We start from the raw sequence: 19,953 nt of genomic DNA, 5'->3' as shown, positions 1-19,953 counted from the left end.
ATACCCCCACTTTTACAATAAAAAACCCCGGGCAGGGGCGAGTTTGAGGTGAAGTAAGACATGAGACTGACATCTAAAGGGCGCTATGCCGTGACCGCAATGCTTGACGTTGCGCTCAACTCTGAAGCGGGCCCGGTACCGTTGGCTGATATTTCCGAACGTCAGGGAATTTCCCTTTCTTATCTGGAACAACTGTTTTCCCGTCTGCGTAAAAATGGTCTGGTTTCCAGCGTACGTGGACCAGGCGGTGGTTATCTGTTAGGCAAAGATGCCAGCAGCATCGCCGTTGGCGAAGTGATTAGCGCCGTTGACGAATCTGTAGATGCCACCCGTTGTCAGGGTAAAGGCGGCTGCCAGGGCGGCGATAAATGCCTGACCCACGCGCTGTGGCGTGATTTGAGCGACCGTCTTACCGGTTTTCTCAATAACATTACTTTAGGCGAACTGGTTAATAACCAGGAAGTGCTGGATGTGTCTGGTCGTCAGCATACTCACGACGCGCCACGCACCCGCACACAAGACGCGATCGACGTTAAGTTACGCGCTTAATAAAAAGAATTCAGAATCAGGCCGGAGTGCTAAACACTCCGTAAACACGGTCGTACATCCAGCCGGTAGCCTGGTTCCTTGCATTGAGTGATGTACGGAGTTTATAGAGCAATGAAATTACCGATTTATCTCGACTACTCCGCAACCACGCCGGTGGACCCGCGTGTTGCCGAGAAAATGATGCAGTTTATGACGATGGACGGAACCTTTGGTAACCCGGCCTCCCGTTCTCACCGTTTCGGCTGGCAGGCTGAAGAAGCGGTAGATATCGCCCGTAATCAGATTGCCGATCTGGTCGGCGCTGACCCGCGTGAAATCGTCTTTACCTCTGGTGCAACCGAATCTGACAACCTGGCGATCAAAGGTGCAGCCAACTTTTATCAGAAAAAAGGCAAGCACATCATCACCAGCAAAACCGAACATAAAGCGGTACTGGATACCTGCCGTCAGCTGGAGCGCGAAGGTTTCGAAGTCACCTACCTGGCACCGCAGCGTAACGGCATTATCGACCTGAAAGAACTTGAAGCAGCGATGCGTGACGACACCATCCTCGTTTCTATCATGCACGTGAATAACGAAATCGGCGTGGTGCAGGATATCGCGGCTATCGGCGAAATGTGCCGTGCTCGCGGCATTATCTATCACGTTGATGCAACCCAGAGCGTGGGCAAACTGCCTATCGATCTGAGCCAGTTGAAAGTTGACCTGATGTCTTTCTCCGGCCACAAGATTTATGGCCCGAAAGGTATCGGTGCGCTGTATGTGCGTCGTAAACCGCGCGTACGCATCGAAGCGCAAATGCACGGCGGCGGTCACGAGCGCGGTATGCGTTCCGGCACTCTGCCTGTTCACCAGATCGTCGGTATGGGCGAAGCCTATCGCATCGCAAAAGAAGAGATGGCGACCGAGATGGAACGTCTGCGCGGCCTGCGTAACCGTCTGTGGAACGGCATCAAAGATATCGAAGAAGTTTACCTGAACGGTGACCTGGAACACGGTGCGCCGAACATTCTCAACGTCAGCTTCAACTACGTTGAAGGTGAGTCGCTGATTATGGCGCTGAAAGACCTCGCGGTTTCTTCCGGTTCCGCCTGTACGTCAGCAAGCCTCGAACCGTCCTACGTGCTGCGCGCGCTGGGGCTGAACGACGAGCTGGCACATAGCTCTATCCGTTTCTCTTTAGGTCGTTTTACTACTGAAGAAGAGATCGACTACACCATCGAGTTAGTTCGTAAATCCATCGGTCGTCTGCGTGACCTTTCTCCGCTGTGGGAAATGTACAAGCAGGGCGTGGATCTGAACAGCATCGAATGGGCTCATCATTAATCGGTATCGGAATCAGGAGAATTTATAATGGCTTACAGCGAAAAAGTTATCGACCATTACGAGAATCCGCGTAACGTGGGTTCCTTTGACAACAACGACGAGAACGTCGGCAGCGGCATGGTGGGTGCACCGGCCTGTGGCGACGTGATGAAGTTGCAGATTAAAGTCAACGATGAAGGTATCATTGAAGACGCGCGTTTTAAAACTTACGGCTGCGGTTCTGCTATCGCTTCCAGCTCCCTGGTCACCGAATGGGTGAAAGGGAAGTCTCTCGACGAAGCGCAGGCGATCAAAAACACCGATATTGCTGAAGAACTTGAACTGCCGCCGGTGAAAATTCACTGTTCTATTCTGGCAGAAGACGCGATCAAAGCCGCCATTGCGGACTATAAAAGCAAACGTGAAGCAAAATAAGAGTTGAGGTTTGGTTATGTCGATTACACTGAGCGACAGTGCAGCAGCGCGAGTAAATACCTTTCTGGCTAACCGCGGCAAAGGGTTTGGCCTGCGTCTGGGCGTGAGAACCTCCGGATGTTCAGGTATGGCTTATGTACTGGAATTTGTTGACGAACCGACGCCGGAAGACATCGTGTTTGAAGACAAAGGCGTGAAAGTCGTGGTCGATGGCAAAAGCCTGCAATTTCTGGACGGTACGCAACTGGATTTCGTAAAAGAAGGCCTAAACGAAGGGTTTAAATTTACCAACCCGAACGTCAAAGATGAGTGTGGTTGCGGCGAAAGCTTCCACGTTTGATGCGCATACCGATAACCCCACCGTGGTCGCCTGCGCGTGGGGTTTGTTTTACCTGATTCGCCGTTATCGCGGCGGATCGCAGCCCTGAGAATGTTATGGATTACTTCACCCTCTTTGGCTTGCCTGCCCGTTATCAACTCGATACCCAGGCACTGAGCCTGCGTTTTCAGGATCTACAACGTCAGTATCATCCTGATAAATTCGCCAGCGGAAGCCAGGCGGAACAACTCGCCGCCGTACAGCAATCTGCAACCATTAACCAGGCCTGGCAAACGCTGCGTCATCCGTTAATGCGCGCGGAATATTTGCTTTCTTTGCACGGCTTTGATCTCGCCAGCGAGCAGCATACTGTGCGCGACACCGCGTTCCTGATGGAACAGCTGGAGCTGCGCGAAGAACTGGACGAGATCGAACAGGCGAAAGATGAAGCGCGGCTGGAAAGCTTTATCAAACGTGTGAAAAAGATGTTTGATACCCGCCATCAGTTGATGGTTGAACAGTTAGATAACGAGACGTGGGACGCGGCGGCGGATACCGTGCGTAAGCTGCGTTTTCTCGATAAACTGCGAAGCAGTGCCGAACAACTCGAAGAAAAACTGCTCGATTTTTAATTTCTGGAAGCTAAACATGGCCTTATTACAAATTAGTGAACCTGGTTTGAGTGCTGCGCCGCATCAGCGTCGTCTGGCGGCCGGTATCGACCTGGGCACAACCAACTCGCTGGTGGCGACGGTGCGCAGCGGTCAGGCCGAAACGTTAGCCGACCATGAAGGCCGTCACCTGCTGCCATCTGTTGTTCACTATCAACAGCAAGGGCATTCGGTGGGTTATGACGCGCGTACTAACGCAGCGCTTGACACCGCCAACACCATTAGTTCTGTTAAACGTCTGATGGGGCGCTCGCTGGCTGATATCCAGCAACGCTATCCGCATCTGCCTTATCAATTCCAGGCCAGCGAAAATGGCCTGCCGATGATTGAAACGGCGGCGGGGCTGCTGAACCCGGTGCGCGTTTCTGCGGACATCCTCAAAGCACTGGCGGCGCGGGCAACTGAAGCCCTGGCAGGCGAGCTGGATGGTGTCGTTATCACCGTTCCGGCGTACTTTGACGATGCCCAGCGTCAGGGCACCAAAGACGCGGCGCGTCTGGCGGGCCTTCACGTCCTGCGCTTACTTAACGAACCGACCGCTGCGGCTATCGCCTACGGGCTGGATTCCGGTCAGGAAGGCGTGATCGCTGTTTATGACCTCGGCGGCGGGACGTTTGATATTTCCATTCTGCGCTTAAGTCGCGGCGTGTTTGAAGTGCTGGCAACCGGCGGTGATTCCGCGCTCGGCGGCGATGATTTCGACCATCTGCTTGCGGATTACATTCGCGAGCAGGCGGGCATTCCTGATCGTAGCGATAACCGCGTTCAGCGTGAACTGCTGGATGCTGCCATTGCGGCCAAAATCGCGCTGAGCGATGCGGTCTCCGTGACCGTTAACGTTGCGGGCTGGCAGGGCGAAATCAGCCGTGAACAATTCAATGAACTGATCGCGCCACTGGTAAAACGAACCTTACTGGCTTGTCGTCGCGCGCTGAAAGATGCGGGCGTAGAAGCTGATGAAGTGCTGGAAGTGGTGATGGTGGGCGGTTCTACTCGCGTGCCGCTGGTGCGTGAACGAGTAGGCGAATTTTTCGGTCGTCCACCGCTGACTTCTATCGACCCGGATAAAGTCGTCGCTATTGGCGCGGCGATTCAGGCGGATATTCTGGTGGGTAACAAGCCAGACAGCGAAATGCTGCTGCTTGATGTGATCCCACTGTCGCTGGGCCTCGAAACGATGGGCGGCCTGGTGGAGAAAGTGATTCCGCGTAATACCACGATTCCGGTGGCTCGCGCCCAGGATTTCACCACCTTTAAAGATGGTCAGACGGCGATGTCTATCCATGTAATGCAGGGTGAGCGTGAACTGGTGCAGGACTGCCGCTCGCTGGCGCGTTTTGCGCTGCGTGGTATCCCGGCGCTACCGGCTGGCGGCGCGCATATTCGCGTGACGTTCCAGGTCGATGCTGACGGTCTTTTGAGCGTGACGGCGATGGAAAAATCCACCGGCGTTGAGGCGTCTATCCAGGTCAAACCGTCTTACGGCCTGACCGACAGCGAAATCGCCTCGATGATTAAAGACTCAATGAGCTATGCCGAGCAGGACGTAAAAGCCCGTATGCTGGCAGAACAAAAAGTAGAAGCGGCGCGTGTGCTGGAAAGTCTGCACGGCGCGCTGGCTGCTGATGCCGCGCTGTTAAGCGCCGCAGAGCGTCAGGTCATTGACAATGCTGCCGCTCACCTGAGTGAAGTGGCGCAGGGCGATGATGTTGACGCCATCGAACAAGCGATTAAAAACGTAGACAAACAAACCCAGGATTTCGCCGCTCGCCGCATGGACCAGTCGGTTCGTCGTGCGCTGAAAGGCCATTCCGTGGACGAGGTTTAATATGCCAAAGATTGTTATTTTGCCTCATCAGGATCTCTGTCCTGATGGCGCTGTTCTGGAAGCTAATAGCGGTGAAACCATTCTCGACGCAGCTCTGCGTAACGGTATCGAGATTGAACACGCCTGTGAAAAATCCTGTGCTTGTACCACCTGCCACTGCATCGTTCGTGAAGGTTTTGACTCACTGCCGGAAAGCTCAGAGCAGGAAGACGACATGCTGGACAAAGCCTGGGGACTGGAGCCGGAAAGCCGTTTAAGCTGCCAGGCGCGCGTCACCGACGAAGATTTAGTGGTCGAAATCCCGCGTTACACTATCAACCATGCGCGTGAGCATTAACAGAGGTTACTATGGGACTTAAGTGGACCGATAGCCGCGAAATTGGCGAAGCACTGTACGATGCGTATCCCGATCTTGATCCGAAAACGGTTCGATTCACCGATATGCATCAGTGGATTTGCGATCTGGAAGATTTCGACGACGACCCGCAGGCATCCAACGAAAAAATCCTCGAAGCGATTTTGTTGGTCTGGCTGGACGAAGCCGAGTAAATGAACGGGCTGCCTGGGGGTAGCCCGTTTTGCTGTTAAACGAATAAGGATAACTAAAATGACAGAAGCGATGAAAATTACCCTCTCTACCCAACCTGCCGATGCGCGCTGGGGAGAAAAAGCAACTTACAGCATTAATAATGATGGCATTACCCTGCATTTGAACGGGGCAGACGATCTGGGGCTGATCCAGCGTGCGGCGCGCAAGATTGATGGTCTGGGCATCAAACATGTTCAGCTAAGCGGTGAAGGCTGGGATGCGGATCGTTGCTGGGCATTCTGGCAAGGTTACAAAGCTCCGAAAGGCACACGTAAAGTGGAGTGGCCGGATCTGGACGATGCCCAGCGTCAGGAACTGGATAACCGCCTGATGATCATCGACTGGGTGCGTGACACCATTAACGCACCGGCGGAAGAGCTGGGGCCATCGCAACTGGCACAGCGTGCTGTTGATCTGATCAGCAACGTCGCAGGCGATCGTGTGACTTATCGGATCACCAAAGGTGAAGATCTGCGTGATCAAGGTTATATGGGGCTGCACACGGTCGGGCGCGGTTCAGAACGTTCCCCGGTATTGCTGGCGCTGGATTACAACCCAACTGGCGATAAAGAAGCGCCAGTGTACGCGTGCCTGGTAGGTAAAGGTATCACTTTTGACTCCGGCGGCTACAGCATCAAACAGACTGCGTTTATGGACTCGATGAAGTCGGACATGGGCGGCGCGGCAACGGTTACCGGAGCGCTGGCGTTTGCCATTACGCGCGGACTGAATAAGCGCGTGAAGCTGTTCCTCTGCTGTGCGGATAACCTGATCAGCGGCAACGCGTTCAAACTGGGCGATATTATTACCTATCGCAACGGTAAAAAAGTTGAAGTGATGAACACTGATGCGGAAGGGCGTCTGGTGCTGGCCGATGGCCTGATTGATGCCAGTGCGCAGAAACCGGAACTGATCATTGATGCGGCGACCCTCACCGGGGCGGCGAAAACCGCGCTGGGTAATGATTATCACGCGCTGTTCAGTTTTGACGATGCGCTTGCCGGTCGCTTGCTGGCGAGTGCCGCGCAGGAGAATGAACCGTTCTGGCGTCTGCCGCTGGCGGAGTTCCACCGCAGCCAGCTGCCGTCTAACTTTGCCGAACTGAACAATACCGGAAGCGCGGCGTATCCGGCAGGTGCAAGTACGGCTGCGGGCTTCCTGTCGCACTTTGTTGAGAACTATCAGCAAGGCTGGCTGCATATCGACTGCTCGGCGACTTACCGTAAAGCGCCGGTTGAACAGTGGTCTGCGGGTGCTACGGGACTTGGTGTGCGCACGATTGCTAATCTGTTAACGGCGTAAACTAATATGCCGGATGCGGCGTAAACGCCTTATCCGGCCTACAAATTGCGAAAATCCAATAGATTGCGACTCCCTTGTAGATTGCGACTCCCTTGTAGGCCTGATAAGCGTGGCGCATCAGGCACTTGCTCCCCGAACGTTGAATGAATTGTGGTTCTTATGTCCGAAACAAAAAACGAACTTGAAGACCTGCTGGAAAAAGCAGCAACCGAACCGGCTCACCGCCCGGCCTTTTTCCGTACTCTACTGGAATCCACCGTCTGGGTGCCTGGTACGGCGGCGCAGGGCGAGGCAGTAGTTGAAGATAGCGCGCTTGATTTACAGCACTGGGAAAAAGAAGACGGCACCAGCGTCATTCCTTTTTTTACCTCGTTAGAAGCACTTCAACAGGCGGTTGAAGACGAACAGGCATTTGTCGTAATGCCCGTTCGCACATTGTTTGAGATGACCCTTGGCGAAACGCTCTTCCTTAATGCCAAACTGCCAACCGGTAAAGAGTTTATGCCGCGTGAAATCAGTTTGTTGATTGGTGAAGAAGGGAATCCGCTGAGTAGCCAGGAAGTACTGGAAGGCGGTGAATCGCTGATATTATCGGAAGTCGCAGAGCCGCCAGTACAAATGATTGATTCACTCACCACCTTATTTAAAACCATTAAGCCAGTGAAGCGTGCTTTTATTTGTTTAATTAAAGAGAGCGAAGAGGCACAGCCTAATTTACTTATTGGCATTGAAGCCGATGGTGATATCGAAGAAATTATTCAGGCGGCGGGAAGTGTAGCGACCGATACATTACCTGGCGATGAACCCATCGATATTTGTCAGGTGAAAAAAGGGGAAAAAGGAATTAGCCACTTTATTACCGAACATATTGCGCCATTCTATGAACGTCGCTGGGGTGGTTTTTTGCGTGACTTTAAACAGAACCGGATAATCTAAAATATGCCGCCCCAAAGGGCGGCATTCGGGCTTACCTGCTGTTCTGAAGGTTGTTAACCACCAATAAATTGTTACCGGAGAGACTCCGGTTATTATTTACCTCGGTTAACAGCGCACCAGAAACAATAAGTACGATACAAAAGCACCGTATCTTCATTGTGCGGTCCATGCGAAGACCGCATCACGACAGCACCACTGGCGATATTGCCGCGATAGCAAGCGCTGTGAAACACCTGCATTTACGGCCATGGAACATCCTTTCCTTAAGCCAGCGCCCGTTTGCGAGACGGCGGAAAGGGCCGGTGTCGATAATACGCTAAATAAACAATGATTACTCTCTTTCGCTTGACAAAAAGAGAGTTACTGGCGAGTATTGCTTTGCTGTGAAGCACCTGCGTTGCTCATGCAACACAAGCCAATCTGCTGGAAAGGCCGCGAACCAGACCAGCAATAAAAAACCGCCAAATTCGGCGGTTTTTTATTGCCTGTTAAAAGCTTATTTCTCTGGCTCAACCGGTAAATCTGCTCGTGCGCCCCATTCACTCCATGCGCCGTCGTACAGTTTCACGTTTGGCACATCAAGTGTCGCGAGTGCCAACAAAACCACGGCTGCCGTTACACCAGAGCCGCAGCTGACGATAATCGGTTTGTCATAGCTGACGCCGCGACCAAAAAATATCGCATCCAGTTCATCGGTCGTTTTTAGTTCGCCTTCGCGCACCAGTTCCGTCCACGGAACGTTCAATGCACCGGGAATATGTCCGCGACGTAAACCTGGGCGAGGTTCATCAACTTCTGCGTTAAAACGTGCAGCCGGGCGGGCATCAATAATTTGCGCCGTATTTTCATGGCTTGCCAATAACACATCGGTGACTTTCACCACGGCTTCAGGATTAAACGTGGCGTTAAACTCTCCTTCCGGCAGCTCTACTGCACCTTCTTCTAACAGCAGATCATCGCGCTGCCAGCCTGCAAGTCCACCCCCCAGAATCGACACTTTCTCTACACCAAAGGTGCGCAGCATCCACCATGCTCGTGGGGCTGAGAAAAGATTACCTTCGTCATAGATAATCAGGTGCTTATCCTGGTTAACGCCTAATTCACGCATCGCCACGGCGAACGTTTCCGGGCGCGGCAGCATGTGCGGAAGCGGGGAAGTGTGATCAGAAAGCGCTTCGATATCAAAAAACACTGCGCCGGGAATATGTCCATTCAGATACTCCTGAGCAACGTTACGATCTTCCTGTCCAGGCGACGCCATGCGGGCATCGATAATCTGAATTTCCGGGTCATCAATATGTTCGGCGAGCCAGTCGGCTCCTACAAACCATGTCGTGGACATAGGCATCTCCATTTTTGCCGGGGTTAGGCTAAATTGTCGGATGTTTAGTGAAAAGCGACAAGCAAAAGAGGCTGATTTGGCTGTCTGAGCCACAATTCTCACTAAAATTCGGATTGTATGGGCGTGATACTGAATTACATAACGTAAATTCTCACGCATAATAATTATTCGACGTTGCTAACGGGCCATTGTGGCAGGGATGAAAAATGAAAAAGTTACGCGTAGCCGCCTGCATGCTAATGCTGGCGCTGGCAGGGTGCGACAACAACGATAACGCGCCAACAGCGGTGAAAAAAGATGCGCCTTCTGAAGTTACTAAAGCGGCCTCTTCAGAAAACGTGAGTTCAGCAAAACTTTCCGCGCCGGAGCGACAAAAACTGGCCCAACAGAGTGCCGGTAAGGCGCTGACATTGCTGGATCTCTCTGAAGTTCAACTTGATGGCGCAGCCACGCTGGTGCTGACGTTCTCCATTCCTCTCGACCCGGATCAGGATTTCTCACGCGTTATCCATGTCGTCGATAAGAAAAGCGGCAAAGTGGATGGTGCCTGGGAGCTGTCAGATAATCTTAAAGAGTTGCGTTTACGCCACCTCGAACCGAAACGTGATTTGATCGTCACTATTGGCAAGGAGGTCAAAGCACTCAACAACGCAACCTTCAGTAAAGATTACGAAAAAACTATAACTACCCGTGATATCCAACCCAGCGTCGGTTTTGCCAGCCGTGGTTCGTTGTTACCTGGTAAAGTTATTGAAGGGCTGCCGGTAATGGCGCTCAACGTTAACAATGTCGATGTTAACTTCTTCCGTGTGAAACCAGAATCACTGCCCGCTTTCATTAGCCAATGGGAATACCGCAATTCGCTGGCGAACTGGCAGTCAGACAAACTGCTGCAGATGGCGGATCTGGTCTACACCGGACGGTTTGATCTCAATCCTGCGCGTAACACCCGTGAAAAATTATTGCTGCCGCTGGGCGATATCAAACCGCTTCAGCAGGCGGGCGTGTATCTGGCTGTGATGAATCAGGCTGGACGTTACGATTACAGTAATCCCGCGACGCTGTTTACGTTAAGTGATATTGGCGTTTCAGCTCACCGTTATCACAATCGTCTGGATATCTTTACCCAAAGTCTGGAAAACGGCGCGGCCCAGCAAGGAATAGAAGTCTCTTTATTAAATGAGAAAGGGCAGACTCTGACTCAGGCAACCAGTGATGCTCAGGGGTATGTGCAGCTGGAAAATGATAAAAACGCGGCATTACTGCTGGCGCGTAAAGACGGTCAGACAACGCTACTCGATTTAAAACTTCCGGCGCTGGACTTAGCAGAATTTAACATTGCTGGCGCACCGGGCTATAGCAAACAGTTTTTCATGTTTGGCCCGCGCGATCTTTATCGCCCGGGTGAAACAGTCATCCTCAATGGTTTATTGCGTGATGCAGATGGTAAAGCATTGCCCGATCAACCCATCAAGTTAGACGTGATTAAACCCGACGGGCAGGTACTCAGGAGCGTCGTTAGTCAGCCGGAGAATGGCCTCTACCACTTTACCTGGTCACTCGATAGCAATGCGGCAACCGGTATGTGGCATATTCGCGCTAACACGGGCGATAACCAGTATCGGATGTGGGATTTCCACGTCGAAGATTTTATGCCAGAGCGTATGGCGCTGAATCTGACCGGTGAGAAAACCCCGCTAACGCCGAAAGATGACGTGAAATTCTCCGTGGTGGGGTACTACCTGTATGGTGCACCTGCTAATGGTAATACTTTGCAAGGGCAACTTTTCCTGCGCCCACTGCGTGAAGCTGTGTCAGCCTTACCTGGTTTTGAATTCGGCGATATAGCTGCCGAAAATCTTTCCCGCACGCTGGATGAAGTTCAGTTGACGCTGGATGATAAAGGGCGTGGCGAAGTTTCTACAGAAAGCCAGTGGAAGGAAACGCATTCCCCATTACAGGTTATTTTCCAGGGTAGTTTGTTGGAATCGGGCGGTCGCCCGGTGACGCGCCGCGCTGAGCAGGCTATCTGGCCTGCCGATGCATTGCCGGGGATCCGTCCGCAGTTCGCCTCGAAATCGGTTTACGATTATCGCACTGACAGCACGGTGAAACAGCCCATTGTTGATGAAGGCAGTAACGCCGCTTTTGACATCGTTTATAGCGATGCGCAAGGCGTAAAAAAAGCCGTGTCGGGCTTGCAGGTGCGCCTGATTCGCGAACGCCGCGATTACTACTGGAACTGGTCAGAAGATGAAGGCTGGCAGTCACAGTTTGATCAAAAAGATCTGATTGAAAATGAACAAACTCTGGATCTTCAGGCGGATGAAACCGGTAAGGTCAGTTTCCCGGTTGAGTGGGGCGCTTATCGTCTGGAAGTCAAAGCGCCGAATGAAGCGGTCAGTAGTGTGCGTTTCTGGGCTGGCTATAGCTGGCAGGACAACAGCGACGGGGGTGGTGCAGTGCGACCCGACCGTGTCACGCTGAAACTGGATAAAGCCAGTTATCGCCCTGGCGATACCATTAAGTTGCATATTGCCGCGCCAACGGCGGGTAAAGGTTATGCGATGGTCGAGTCCAGTGAAGGGCCGCTGTGGTGGCAAGAGATTGATGTTCCGGCTCAAGGGCTGGATCTGACGATTCCGGTCAATAAAACCTGGAATCGTCATGATCTTTATTTGAGTACGCTGGTGGTGCGTCCTGGCGATAAATCTCGCTCTGCGACGCCAAAACGCGCGGTTGGTGTGTTGCATCTGCCGCTTGGTGATGAAAACCGTCGCCTCGATCTGGCGCTGGAAACCCCCACCAAAATGCGCCCCAATCAGCCATTAACCGTGAAAATTAAAGCCAGCACTAAAAATGGTGAGATGCCAAAACAGGTGAATGTGCTGGTGTCTGCCGTTGATAGCGGTGTGCTGAATATTACTGACTACGTTACGCCAGATCCGTGGCAGGCGTTCTTTGGTCAGAAACGCTATGGCGCAGACATTTACGATATTTACGGTCAGGTTATTGAAGGTCAGGGGCGTCTGGCAGCCCTGCGTTTCGGTGGCGATGGTGATGAGCTGAAACGTGGTGGTAAACCGCCGGTCAATCACGTCAATATTGTCGCGCAGCAGGCGCTGCCGGTAACGCTCAACGAACAGGGCGAAGGCTCGGTTACACTGCCGATTGGCGATTTTAACGGTGAATTGCGCGTCATGGCGCAAGCCTGGACGGCAGATGACTTCGGAAGCAACGAAAGCAAAGTGATAGTTGCCGCACCGGTGATTGCTGAACTGAACATGCCGCGCTTTATGGCGAGTGGCGATACCTCGCGTCTGACGCTGGATATCACTAATCTTACCGATAAACCGCAAAAACTGAACGTTGCCCTGACCGCCAGTGGTTTGCTTGAACTGGTCAGCGATTCACCCGCAGCCGTTGAATTAGCGCCAGGTGTGCGTACTACGCTGTTTATCCCGGTGCGAGCATTGCCGGGTTATGGCGATGGAGAAATTCAGGCCACCATTAGCGGGTTAGCATTACCGGGTGAAACCGTTGCCGATCAGCATAAGCAGTGGAAAATCGGCGTCCGTCCGGCGTTCCCGGCACAAACGGTTAATTACGGTACGGCGTTACAGCCTGGTGAGACATGGGCGATTCCGGCGGATGGATTGCAAAACTTCTCGCCTGTTACGCTGGAAGGGCAATTGTTGTTGAGCGGCAAACCACCGCTGAACATCGCACGTTATATCAAAGAGTTAAAAGCGTATCCGTACGGCTGTCTTGAGCAAACCGCCAGCGGCCTGTTCCCGTCACTTTATACCAACGCAGCCCAACTGCAGGCGTTGGGCATCAAAGGCGACAGTGATGAGAAACGCCGTGCATCGGTCGATATCGGCATTTCCCGTTTGCTGCAAATGCAACGTGATAACGGCGGCTTTGCGCTGTGGGATAAAAACGGTGATGAAGAGTACTGGCTGACGGCTTACGTGATGGATTTCCTGGTCCGCGCAGGTGAGCAGGGTTACAGCGTGCCGACAGACGCCATTAACCGGGGGAATGAGCGTCTACTGCGCTATTTACAAGATCCGGGCATGATGTCGATTCCGTATGCGGATAATCTCAAAGCCAGTAAATTCGCCGTACAGTCTTACGCTGCGCTGGTGCTGGCCCGTCAGCAAAAAGCTCCACTGGGTGCGCTGCGTGAAATCTGGGAGCATCGTGCAGATGCCGCTTCTGGTTTACCGCTGCTGCAACTTGGCGTTGCGCAGAAAACCATGGGTGATGCGACGCGTGGTGAAGAAGCAATTGCGCTGGCGCTGAAAACGCCGCGTAATGATGAGCGGAAATGGCTGGGTGATTACGGTAGCCCACTGCGCGACAACGCGTTAATGCTCTCCTTGCTGGAAGAAAATAAACTGCTACCCGATGAGCAGAACACTTTGCTGAATACGCTTTCGCAGCAGGCGTTTGGTGAACGCTGGCTATCGACGCAGGAAAGTAACGCGTTGTTCCTGGCTGCCCGTACGGTTCAGGATTTACCGGGTAAATGGCAGGCGCAAACCTCTTTCTCAGCTGAGCCGCTGACAGGCGAGAAAACGCTAAACAGCAATCTGAATAGTGATCAACTTGCCACCTTGCAGGTGACCAACAGTGGCGATCAGCCGTTATGGCTGCGTGTGGATGCCAGCGGTTATCCGCAATCCGCACCTTTACCGGCGAACAATGTGCTGCAAATCGAGCGTCATATTCTTGGTACTGATGGTAAGAGCAAATCGCTGGACTCGTTACGTAGCGGCGATCTGGTGCTGGTCTGGTTGCAGGTAAAAGCCAGTAACAGCGTGCCGGATGCGTTAGTCGTGGATCTGCTGCCTGCGGGTCTGGAACTGGAAAACCAGAATCTGGCGAACGGTAGCGCCAGCCTGGAGCAAAGTGGTGGCGAAGTGCAAAACTTACTGAACCAGATGCAGCAGGCGAGCATTAAGCACATTGAGTTCCGTGACGATCGCTTTGTGGCGGCGGTTGCCGTTGATGAATACCAACCGGTAACGCTGGTGTATCTGGCGCGGGCGGTGACGCCGGGAACGTATCAGGTACCGCAACCGATGGTGGAATCAATGTATGTTCCCCAATGGCGGGCGACCGGCGCGGCTGAAGATTTGCTGATTGTCAGACCGTAAATGCCTCGCTTGTTAACCAAACGCGGCTGCTGGATAACGCTGGCAGCTGCGCCATTTCTCCTTTTTCTTGCAGCGTGGGGAGCAGATAAACTCTGGCCTCTACCGCTGCATGAAGTCAATCCCGCACGAGTGGTTGTGGCGCAGGATGGGACGCCGCTCTGGCGCTTTGCCGATGCGGAAGGCATCTGGCGTTATCCGGTAACAATCGAAGATGTTTCTCCACGTTACCTTGAAGCGCTGATCAATTATGAAGATCGCTGGTTCTGGAAGCATCCGGGGGTGAATCCATTCTCGGTGGCGCGCGCAGCATGGCAAGATCTCACTTCGGGAAGGGTTATTTCCGGTGGCAGCACGCTCACTATGCAGGTTGCTCGTCTGCTTGATCCTCACCCCAAAACATTTGGCGGCAAAATTCGCCAGCTCTGGCGCGCGTTGCAACTGGAGTGGCATCTGTCTAAGCGTGAAATTCTGACCTTGTATCTTAACCGCGCTCCATTTGGCGGTACGTTGCAGGGGATCGGTGCGGCAAGTTGGGCTTATCTCGGAAAATCGCCTGCGAATTTAAGCTATTCCGAGGCGGCAATGCTGGCGGTGTTGCCGCAAGCGCCCAGCCGACTGCGCCCGGATCGCTGGCCGGAACGTGCCGAAGCCGCGCGTAATAAAGTGCTCGAACGGATGGCTGCGCAAGGTGTGTGGTCCCGTGAGCAGGTAAAAGAATCAAGGGAAGAACCCATCTGGCTGGCACCCCGACAAATGCCGCAACTGGCACCGCTGTTTTCGCGCATGATGCTCGGTAAAAGCAAAAGCGACAAAATCGTTACTACGCTGGATGCCGGTCTTCAACGACGTCTGGAAGAACTGGCGCAAAACTGGAAAGGACGATTACCACCGCGCAGCTCACTGGCGATGATCGTGGTTGATCATACCGATATGCGTGTTCGCGGCTGGGTGGGTTCGGTTGATCTCAACGATGATTCACGCTTTGGTCATGTTGATATGGTCAATGCGATCCGATCGCCAGGATCGGTGCTCAAACCGTTTGTTTACGGTCTGGCGCTGGATGAAGGATTGATCCACCCGGCATCACTGCTGCAAGACGTCCCCCGGCGTACCGGTGACTACCGACCTGGCAACTTTGACAGCGGTTTTCATGGCCCGATCAGCATGAGTGAGGCGCTGGTGCGATCGCTGAACTTACCTGCTGTGCAGGTGCTGGAAGCCTATGGACCGAAACGGTTTGCGGCAAAGTTACGCAATGTTGGATTGCCGTTATATTTGCCCAACGGTGCTGCACCGAATCTTTCGCTCATTCTCGGCGGCGCTGGCGCAAAACTGGAAGATATGGTGGCAGCGTATACCGCGTTTGCTCGCCACGGCAAGGCAGGCAAATTGCGCTTACAGCCTGACGATCCGCTGCTTGAACGGCCTTTAATGTCGTCGGGGGCTGCGTGGATCATTCGCCGGATTATGGCTGATGAAGCGCAACCCTTGCCGGATGGTGCCTTGCCGCGCGTCGCCCCACTGGCATGGAAAACGGGCACCAGCTATGGCTATCGTGATGCCTGGGCGATTGGGGTTAACGCTCGCTATGTCATTGGGATCTGGACTGGCAGACCGGACGGCACGCCCGTTGTTGGTCAGTTTGGCTTTGCCAGCGCCGTACCATTGTTGAATCAGGTCAATAATATCTTACTGTCGCGCAGTGCGAATCTGCCGGAAGACCCACGTCCTGACTCTGTAAGTCGTGGCGTTATCTGCTGGCCGGGCGGACAGTCTTTGCCGGAAGGTGACGGTAACTGTCGCCGCCGCCTGGCAACCTGGCTGCTGGACGGGAGTCAGCCGCCAACTCTATTACTGCCGGAGCAGGAAGGCATTAATGGCATTCGTTTCCCCATCTGGCTGGATGAAAACGGCAAACGTGTTGCCGCTGATTGCCCTCAGGCGCGACAAGAAATGATAAATGTCTGGCCGCTACCGCTGGAACCCTGGTTGCCCGCATCAGAACGCCGCGCTGTGCGCTTACCACCGGCCTCGACAATTTGCCCGCCATACGGTCACGATGCACAACTCCCACTGCAGCTGACAGGTGTTCGCGATGGCGCGATTATTAAACGTTTACCGGGCGCAGCGGAAGCGACTTTGCCGTTGCAATCAAGTGGAGGGGCAGGTGAACGCTGGTGGTTTCTGAATGGCGAACCGTTAACTGAACGCGGGCACAACGTGACCCTGCATTTGATGGATAAAGGCGATTATCAATTGCTGGTGATGGATGAGGTGGGGCAAATCGCGACAGTGAAATTTGTCATGCAATAGTCTGTTTTGTCCCTGATTGTTGCTTAAACTAGGTTTATTTTAAAAAAATGTTACCTTCATCAATAGTCAACGGCTCTGTTGCTCATTATAATCCGCGCCATCTCGTACGCTGGTACAGACAACAACAGAACAATTTACAGAGGTAAAAATGGCTATTGAACGTACTTTTTCCATCATCAAACCGAACGCGGTAGCAAAAAACGTGATTGGTAGTATCTTTGCGCGCTTTGAAGCTGCAGGGTTCAAAATTGTCGGCACCAAAATGCTGCACCTGACCGTTGAACAGGCTCGTGGCTTTTATGCTGAACACGATGGAAAACCGTTCTTTGATGGTCTGGTTGAATTCATGACTTCTGGCCCGATCGTTGTTTCCGTGCTGGAAGGTGAAAATGCTGTTCAGCGTCACCGCGATCTGCTGGGCGCGACCAATCCGGCAAACGCACTGGCCGGTACTCTGCGTGCTGATTACGCTGACAGCCTGACCGAAAATGGTACCCACGGTTCTGATTCCGTCGAATCTGCCGCTCGCGAAATCGCTTATTTCTTCGGCGAAGGCGAAGTGTGCCCGCGCACCCGTTAATAATTTCGTAAATGCTACGTGCAAACGTGGCATCCGTGCGCCAGAATTTGTACAATGCAGCGCCCCCGGACGAGCAGCCGCTCACCGGGGCGTTTCTTTTTTCAACCCTCCAGGGGCCATAACGTGTAATAACGAGGCCGGAATAGCATATGTCTGAACAATTAGTCACACCTGAAAACGTCACCACTAAAGATGGAAAAATCAACCTGCTGGATCTCAACCGTCAGCAGATGCGGGAGTTTTTTAAAGATTTAGGTGAAAAACCCTTCCGCGCCGATCAGGTGATGAAGTGGATGTATCACTATTGCTGCGACAACTTTGATGAGATGACCGACATCAATAAAGTGTTGCGCGGCAAACTGAAAGAGGTGGCGGAAATCCGTGCACCGGAAGTGGTTGAAGAACAGCGTTCATCTGACGGCACCATTAAATGGGCAATTGCCGTTGGCGATCAGCGCGTTGAAACGGTGTATATCCCGGAAGACGACCGTGCCACGCTCTGCGTCTCTTCGCAGGTGGGGTGTGCGCTGGAGTGTAAATTCTGTTCCACCGCCCAGCAGGGCTTTAACCGCAACCTGCGGGTATCGGAAATTATCGGCCAGGTGTGGCGTGCGGCGAAAATTGTCGGCGCAGCAAAAGTCACCGGTCAGCGCCCAATCACTAACGTAGTGATGATGGGTATGGGCGAGCCGCTGCTCAACCTGAACAACGTCGTTCCGGCGATGGAAATCATGCTTGATGATTTCGGTTTTGGCCTGTCAAAACGTCGCGTCACGCTTTCCACTTCCGGTGTGGTTCCGGCGCTGGATAAACTTGGCGATATGATCGACGTTGCGCTGGCTATCTCCCTGCACGCGCCGAACGACGAAATTCGTGACGAAATTGTGCCGATCAACAAAAAGTACAATATCGAAACGTTCCTTGCTGCGGTGCGCCGTTATCTGGAGAAATCCAACGCCAATCAGGGCCGAGTCACTATTGAATACGTGATGCTTGACCACGTTAACGACGGCACTGAACACGCGCACCAACTGGCGGAGCTACTGAAAGATACGCCGTGTAAGATCAACCTGATCCCGTGGAACCCGTTCCCTGGCGCGCCGTATGGACGCAGTTCGAACAGCCGTATCGACCGTTTCTCAAAAGTGCTGATGAGCTACGGTTTCACCACTATTGTGCGTAAAACTCGTGGTGATGATATCGATGCTGCCTGTGGTCAGTTGGCGGGCGATGTTATCGACCGTACGAAACGTACCCTGCGTAAACGGATGCAGGGTGAAGCCATCGACATTAAAGCGGTCTGATAGCCATTACGCCACGGTTACTTTATGTACCGTGGCGTAATCTTTTATGAATGAAGTATTAAGTTGCAATTGTCTGGTCAATATTAACGGTGCGTTTTTGCTGACTTTAAGGCAGTATGTAACGATGCAACAGTAAGTTAGCCTTAGTGAATGTGGGCTTTGTCACGAGCACACAGACGGTCTTATACTGTATGATAACGGTTAACTTAACGGATGTTTCGCGGTGTGGGTGAGCATGATGGTTCACCGGCATCTCAATTCTCATTTAAACGTACCTGCAGCGAATGAATACTGAAGCCACGCACGACCAAAATGAAGCACTTACTACCGGCGCTCGCCTGCGTAATGCTCGCGAACAACTAGGACTTAGTCAGCAGGCCGTTGCTGAGCGACTTTGCCTGAAGGTTTCCACGGTACGCGACATTGAAGAAGATAAGGCACCCGCCGATCTTGCTTCAACATTCCTGCGCGGATATATCCGCTCTTATGCGCGTCTGGTACATATTCCAGAAGAAGAACTGCTGCCAGGGCTGGAAAAGCAGGCTCCACTACGGGCTGCAAAAGTTGCGCCGATGCAGAGTTTTTCCCTCGGTAAACGCCGTAAAAAACGCGACGGCTGGCTGATGACCTTCACCTGGCTGGTGTTGTTTGTGGTTATCGGCCTGAGCGGTGCCTGGTGGTGGCAAGACCACAAAGCTCAGCAGGAAGAGATCACCACTATGGCCGATCAATCTTCTGCGGAACTGAATAATAATCAAAGCCAGAGTGTACCGTTAGATACGTCGACAACCACAGATCAGGCTATGGCGACCACGCCGACATCACCTGTGGATACCACCGCAACTAACACGCAAACACCTGCCGCGACGACGGCTCCATCGCCAACCGTCGATTCACAACAGAATGCGGTTGTTCCACCTTCGCAGGCAAATGTTGATACCGCTGCGACTCCGGCACCAGCGGCAACAACAACACCAGATGGCGCTGCGCTGTTGCCAACCGATCAGGCTGGCGTGACCACGCCGGCGGTTGACCCGAATGCGCTGGTGATGAACTTTACTGCCGATTGCTGGCTGGAAGTCACCGATGCTACCGGTAAAAAACTGTTTAGCGGTATGCAGCGTAAAGACGGTAATTTGAACTTAACCGGCCAGGCACCGTACAAACTGAAAATTGGTGCGCCAGCCGCAGTACAGATCCAGTATCAAGGGAAACCTGTCGATCTGAGTCGTTTTATCAGAACTAACCAGGTTGCGCGTCTGACCCTCAATGCCGAACAATCACCGGCGCAGTAACAGACGGGTAACGCGGGAGA

General features: G+C 53.0%; 17 protein-coding genes. 15 read left to right on the top strand and 2 right to left on the bottom strand.

The features are described 5' to 3' along the window. The first annotated feature begins 60 nt into the window (after positions 1 to 60). The 10 genes from iscR to sseB all read left to right on the top strand — a co-directional run bounded on the left by iscR (position 61) and on the right by sseB (position 7,934). Entirely contained in the window at positions 61 to 549 is a 489-nt protein-coding gene (gene iscR, locus ACJHYW_RS09800) for a Fe-S cluster assembly transcriptional regulator IscR (RefSeq protein WP_001241357.1), read from the top strand. A 111-nt stretch (positions 550 to 660) separates the two neighbouring features. Further along, the gene (gene iscS / locus ACJHYW_RS09795) at positions 661 to 1,875 is read left to right on the top strand and encodes a cysteine desulfurase (RefSeq protein WP_001295373.1); all 1,215 of its coding nucleotides are present in this window, start codon (positions 661 to 663) and stop codon (positions 1,873 to 1,875) included. Between the two features lie 27 nt (positions 1,876 to 1,902). Then, the gene (gene iscU, locus ACJHYW_RS09790; protein WP_000331707.1) at positions 1,903 to 2,289 is read left to right on the top strand and encodes a Fe-S cluster assembly scaffold IscU; all 387 of its coding nucleotides are present in this window, start codon (positions 1,903 to 1,905) and stop codon (positions 2,287 to 2,289) included. Between the two features lie 16 nt (positions 2,290 to 2,305). Beyond that, positions 2,306 to 2,629 carry an iron-sulfur cluster assembly protein IscA gene (iscA, locus tag ACJHYW_RS09785; protein ID WP_000028953.1) on the top strand — a complete coding sequence of 108 codons (324 nt, stop codon included), beginning with the start codon at positions 2,306 to 2,308 and terminating at the stop codon, positions 2,627 to 2,629. A gap of 95 nt (positions 2,630 to 2,724) precedes the next feature. After that, positions 2,725 to 3,240 (top strand): co-chaperone HscB, encoded by a 516-nt coding sequence (gene hscB, locus ACJHYW_RS09780; RefSeq protein WP_000384413.1) that lies wholly within the window; start codon positions 2,725 to 2,727, stop codon positions 3,238 to 3,240. A gap of 16 nt (positions 3,241 to 3,256) precedes the next feature. Further along, positions 3,257 to 5,107, top strand: a complete 1,851-nt coding sequence (hscA, locus tag ACJHYW_RS09775) for a Fe-S protein assembly chaperone HscA (RefSeq protein ID WP_001196628.1) — start codon at positions 3,257 to 3,259, stop codon at positions 5,105 to 5,107. A 1-nt stretch (position 5,108) separates the two neighbouring features. Further along, positions 5,109 to 5,444, top strand: a complete 336-nt coding sequence (gene fdx / locus ACJHYW_RS09770) for an ISC system 2Fe-2S type ferredoxin (RefSeq protein WP_001124469.1) — start codon at positions 5,109 to 5,111, stop codon at positions 5,442 to 5,444. Positions 5,445 to 5,455: 11 nt separating this feature from the next. Next, positions 5,456 to 5,656: a Fe-S cluster assembly protein IscX gene (gene iscX / locus ACJHYW_RS09765; RefSeq protein WP_000523616.1), complete on the top strand. Its 201-nt coding sequence runs from the start codon at positions 5,456 to 5,458 to the stop codon at positions 5,654 to 5,656. A 58-nt stretch (positions 5,657 to 5,714) separates the two neighbouring features. Continuing rightward, the gene (gene pepB, locus ACJHYW_RS09760; protein ID WP_000133570.1) at positions 5,715 to 6,998 is read left to right on the top strand and encodes an aminopeptidase PepB; all 1,284 of its coding nucleotides are present in this window, start codon (positions 5,715 to 5,717) and stop codon (positions 6,996 to 6,998) included. A 159-nt stretch (positions 6,999 to 7,157) separates the two neighbouring features. Next, entirely contained in the window at positions 7,158 to 7,934 is a 777-nt protein-coding gene (gene sseB, locus ACJHYW_RS09755; protein ID WP_001361597.1) for an enhanced serine sensitivity protein SseB, read from the top strand. 31 nt (positions 7,935 to 7,965) lie between these two features. Here the strand turns inward: sseB and timP are convergent, their stop codons facing one another. After that, positions 7,966 to 8,091: a small toxic inner membrane protein TimP gene (gene timP / locus ACJHYW_RS09750; protein WP_004974226.1), complete on the bottom strand. Its 126-nt coding sequence runs from the start codon at positions 8,089 to 8,091 to the stop codon at positions 7,966 to 7,968. Between the two features lie 339 nt (positions 8,092 to 8,430). Beyond that, positions 8,431 to 9,276 (bottom strand): 3-mercaptopyruvate sulfurtransferase, encoded by an 846-nt coding sequence (gene sseA, locus ACJHYW_RS09745; RefSeq protein WP_000108610.1) that lies wholly within the window; start codon positions 9,274 to 9,276, stop codon positions 8,431 to 8,433. Between the two features lie 206 nt (positions 9,277 to 9,482). Here sseA and yfhM point away from each other — a divergent pair, with 206 nt between their 5' ends. The 5 genes from yfhM (at position 9,483) to rodZ (ending at position 19,933) form a co-directional block, all read left to right on the top strand. After that, positions 9,483 to 14,441, top strand: coding sequence for an alpha2-macroglobulin (gene yfhM, locus ACJHYW_RS09740; RefSeq protein ID WP_000736357.1), 4,959 nt, complete (start codon positions 9,483 to 9,485; stop codon positions 14,439 to 14,441). After that, a complete protein-coding gene (gene pbpC / locus ACJHYW_RS09735; RefSeq protein ID WP_001137704.1) occupies positions 14,442 to 16,754 on the top strand; it encodes a peptidoglycan glycosyltransferase PbpC in 2,313 nt (770 codons plus the stop codon). 148 nt (positions 16,755 to 16,902) lie between these two features. Continuing rightward, entirely contained in the window at positions 16,903 to 17,334 is a 432-nt protein-coding gene (gene ndk / locus ACJHYW_RS09730; protein WP_000963841.1) for a nucleoside-diphosphate kinase, read from the top strand. A 149-nt stretch (positions 17,335 to 17,483) separates the two neighbouring features. Continuing rightward, positions 17,484 to 18,638 (top strand): bifunctional tRNA (adenosine(37)-C2)-methyltransferase TrmG/ribosomal RNA large subunit methyltransferase RlmN, encoded by a 1,155-nt coding sequence (locus ACJHYW_RS09725; RefSeq protein ID WP_000003317.1) that lies wholly within the window; start codon positions 17,484 to 17,486, stop codon positions 18,636 to 18,638. A gap of 284 nt (positions 18,639 to 18,922) precedes the next feature. Continuing rightward, complete coding sequence (gene rodZ / locus ACJHYW_RS09720) at positions 18,923 to 19,933, top strand: cytoskeleton protein RodZ (RefSeq protein ID WP_001090831.1); 1,011 nt, start codon at positions 18,923 to 18,925, stop codon at positions 19,931 to 19,933. The last annotated feature ends 20 nt before the right edge of the window (positions 19,934 to 19,953 follow it).

Source organism: Escherichia sp. WS3063 (genome assembly GCF_046486595.1).
Lineage (GTDB): Bacteria > Pseudomonadota > Gammaproteobacteria > Enterobacterales > Enterobacteriaceae > Escherichia > Escherichia coli.
This window is presented reverse-complemented; position numbering and strand designations above follow the sequence as displayed.

Bases quoted from the DNA above. Each gene is read 5' to 3' on its own strand.
- iscS (WP_001295373.1), top strand. From the start codon at position 661: ATGAAATTACCGATTTATCTCGACTACTCCGCAACCACGCCGGTGGAC.
- ndk (WP_000963841.1), top strand. From the start codon at position 16,903: ATGGCTATTGAACGTACTTTTTCCATCATCAAACCGAACGCGGTAGCA.
- rodZ (WP_001090831.1), top strand. From the start codon at position 18,923: ATGAATACTGAAGCCACGCACGACCAAAATGAAGCACTTACTACCGGC.
- hscB (WP_000384413.1), top strand. From the start codon at position 2,725: ATGGATTACTTCACCCTCTTTGGCTTGCCTGCCCGTTATCAACTCGAT.
- iscA (WP_000028953.1), top strand. From the start codon at position 2,306: ATGTCGATTACACTGAGCGACAGTGCAGCAGCGCGAGTAAATACCTTT.
- fdx (WP_001124469.1), top strand. From the start codon at position 5,109: ATGCCAAAGATTGTTATTTTGCCTCATCAGGATCTCTGTCCTGATGGC.
- pbpC (WP_001137704.1), top strand. From the start codon at position 14,442: ATGCCTCGCTTGTTAACCAAACGCGGCTGCTGGATAACGCTGGCAGCT.
- sseA (WP_000108610.1), bottom strand. From the start codon at position 9,276: ATGTCCACGACATGGTTTGTAGGAGCCGACTGGCTCGCCGAACATATT.
- hscA (WP_001196628.1), top strand. From the start codon at position 3,257: ATGGCCTTATTACAAATTAGTGAACCTGGTTTGAGTGCTGCGCCGCAT.
- iscR (WP_001241357.1), top strand. From the start codon at position 61: ATGAGACTGACATCTAAAGGGCGCTATGCCGTGACCGCAATGCTTGAC.
- timP (WP_004974226.1), bottom strand. From the start codon at position 8,091: ATGAAGATACGGTGCTTTTGTATCGTACTTATTGTTTCTGGTGCGCTG.
- pepB (WP_000133570.1), top strand. From the start codon at position 5,715: ATGACAGAAGCGATGAAAATTACCCTCTCTACCCAACCTGCCGATGCG.
- sseB (WP_001361597.1), top strand. From the start codon at position 7,158: ATGTCCGAAACAAAAAACGAACTTGAAGACCTGCTGGAAAAAGCAGCA.
- yfhM (WP_000736357.1), top strand. From the start codon at position 9,483: ATGAAAAAGTTACGCGTAGCCGCCTGCATGCTAATGCTGGCGCTGGCA.
- ACJHYW_RS09725 (WP_000003317.1), top strand. From the start codon at position 17,484: ATGTCTGAACAATTAGTCACACCTGAAAACGTCACCACTAAAGATGGA.
- iscX (WP_000523616.1), top strand. From the start codon at position 5,456: ATGGGACTTAAGTGGACCGATAGCCGCGAAATTGGCGAAGCACTGTAC.
- iscU (WP_000331707.1), top strand. From the start codon at position 1,903: ATGGCTTACAGCGAAAAAGTTATCGACCATTACGAGAATCCGCGTAAC.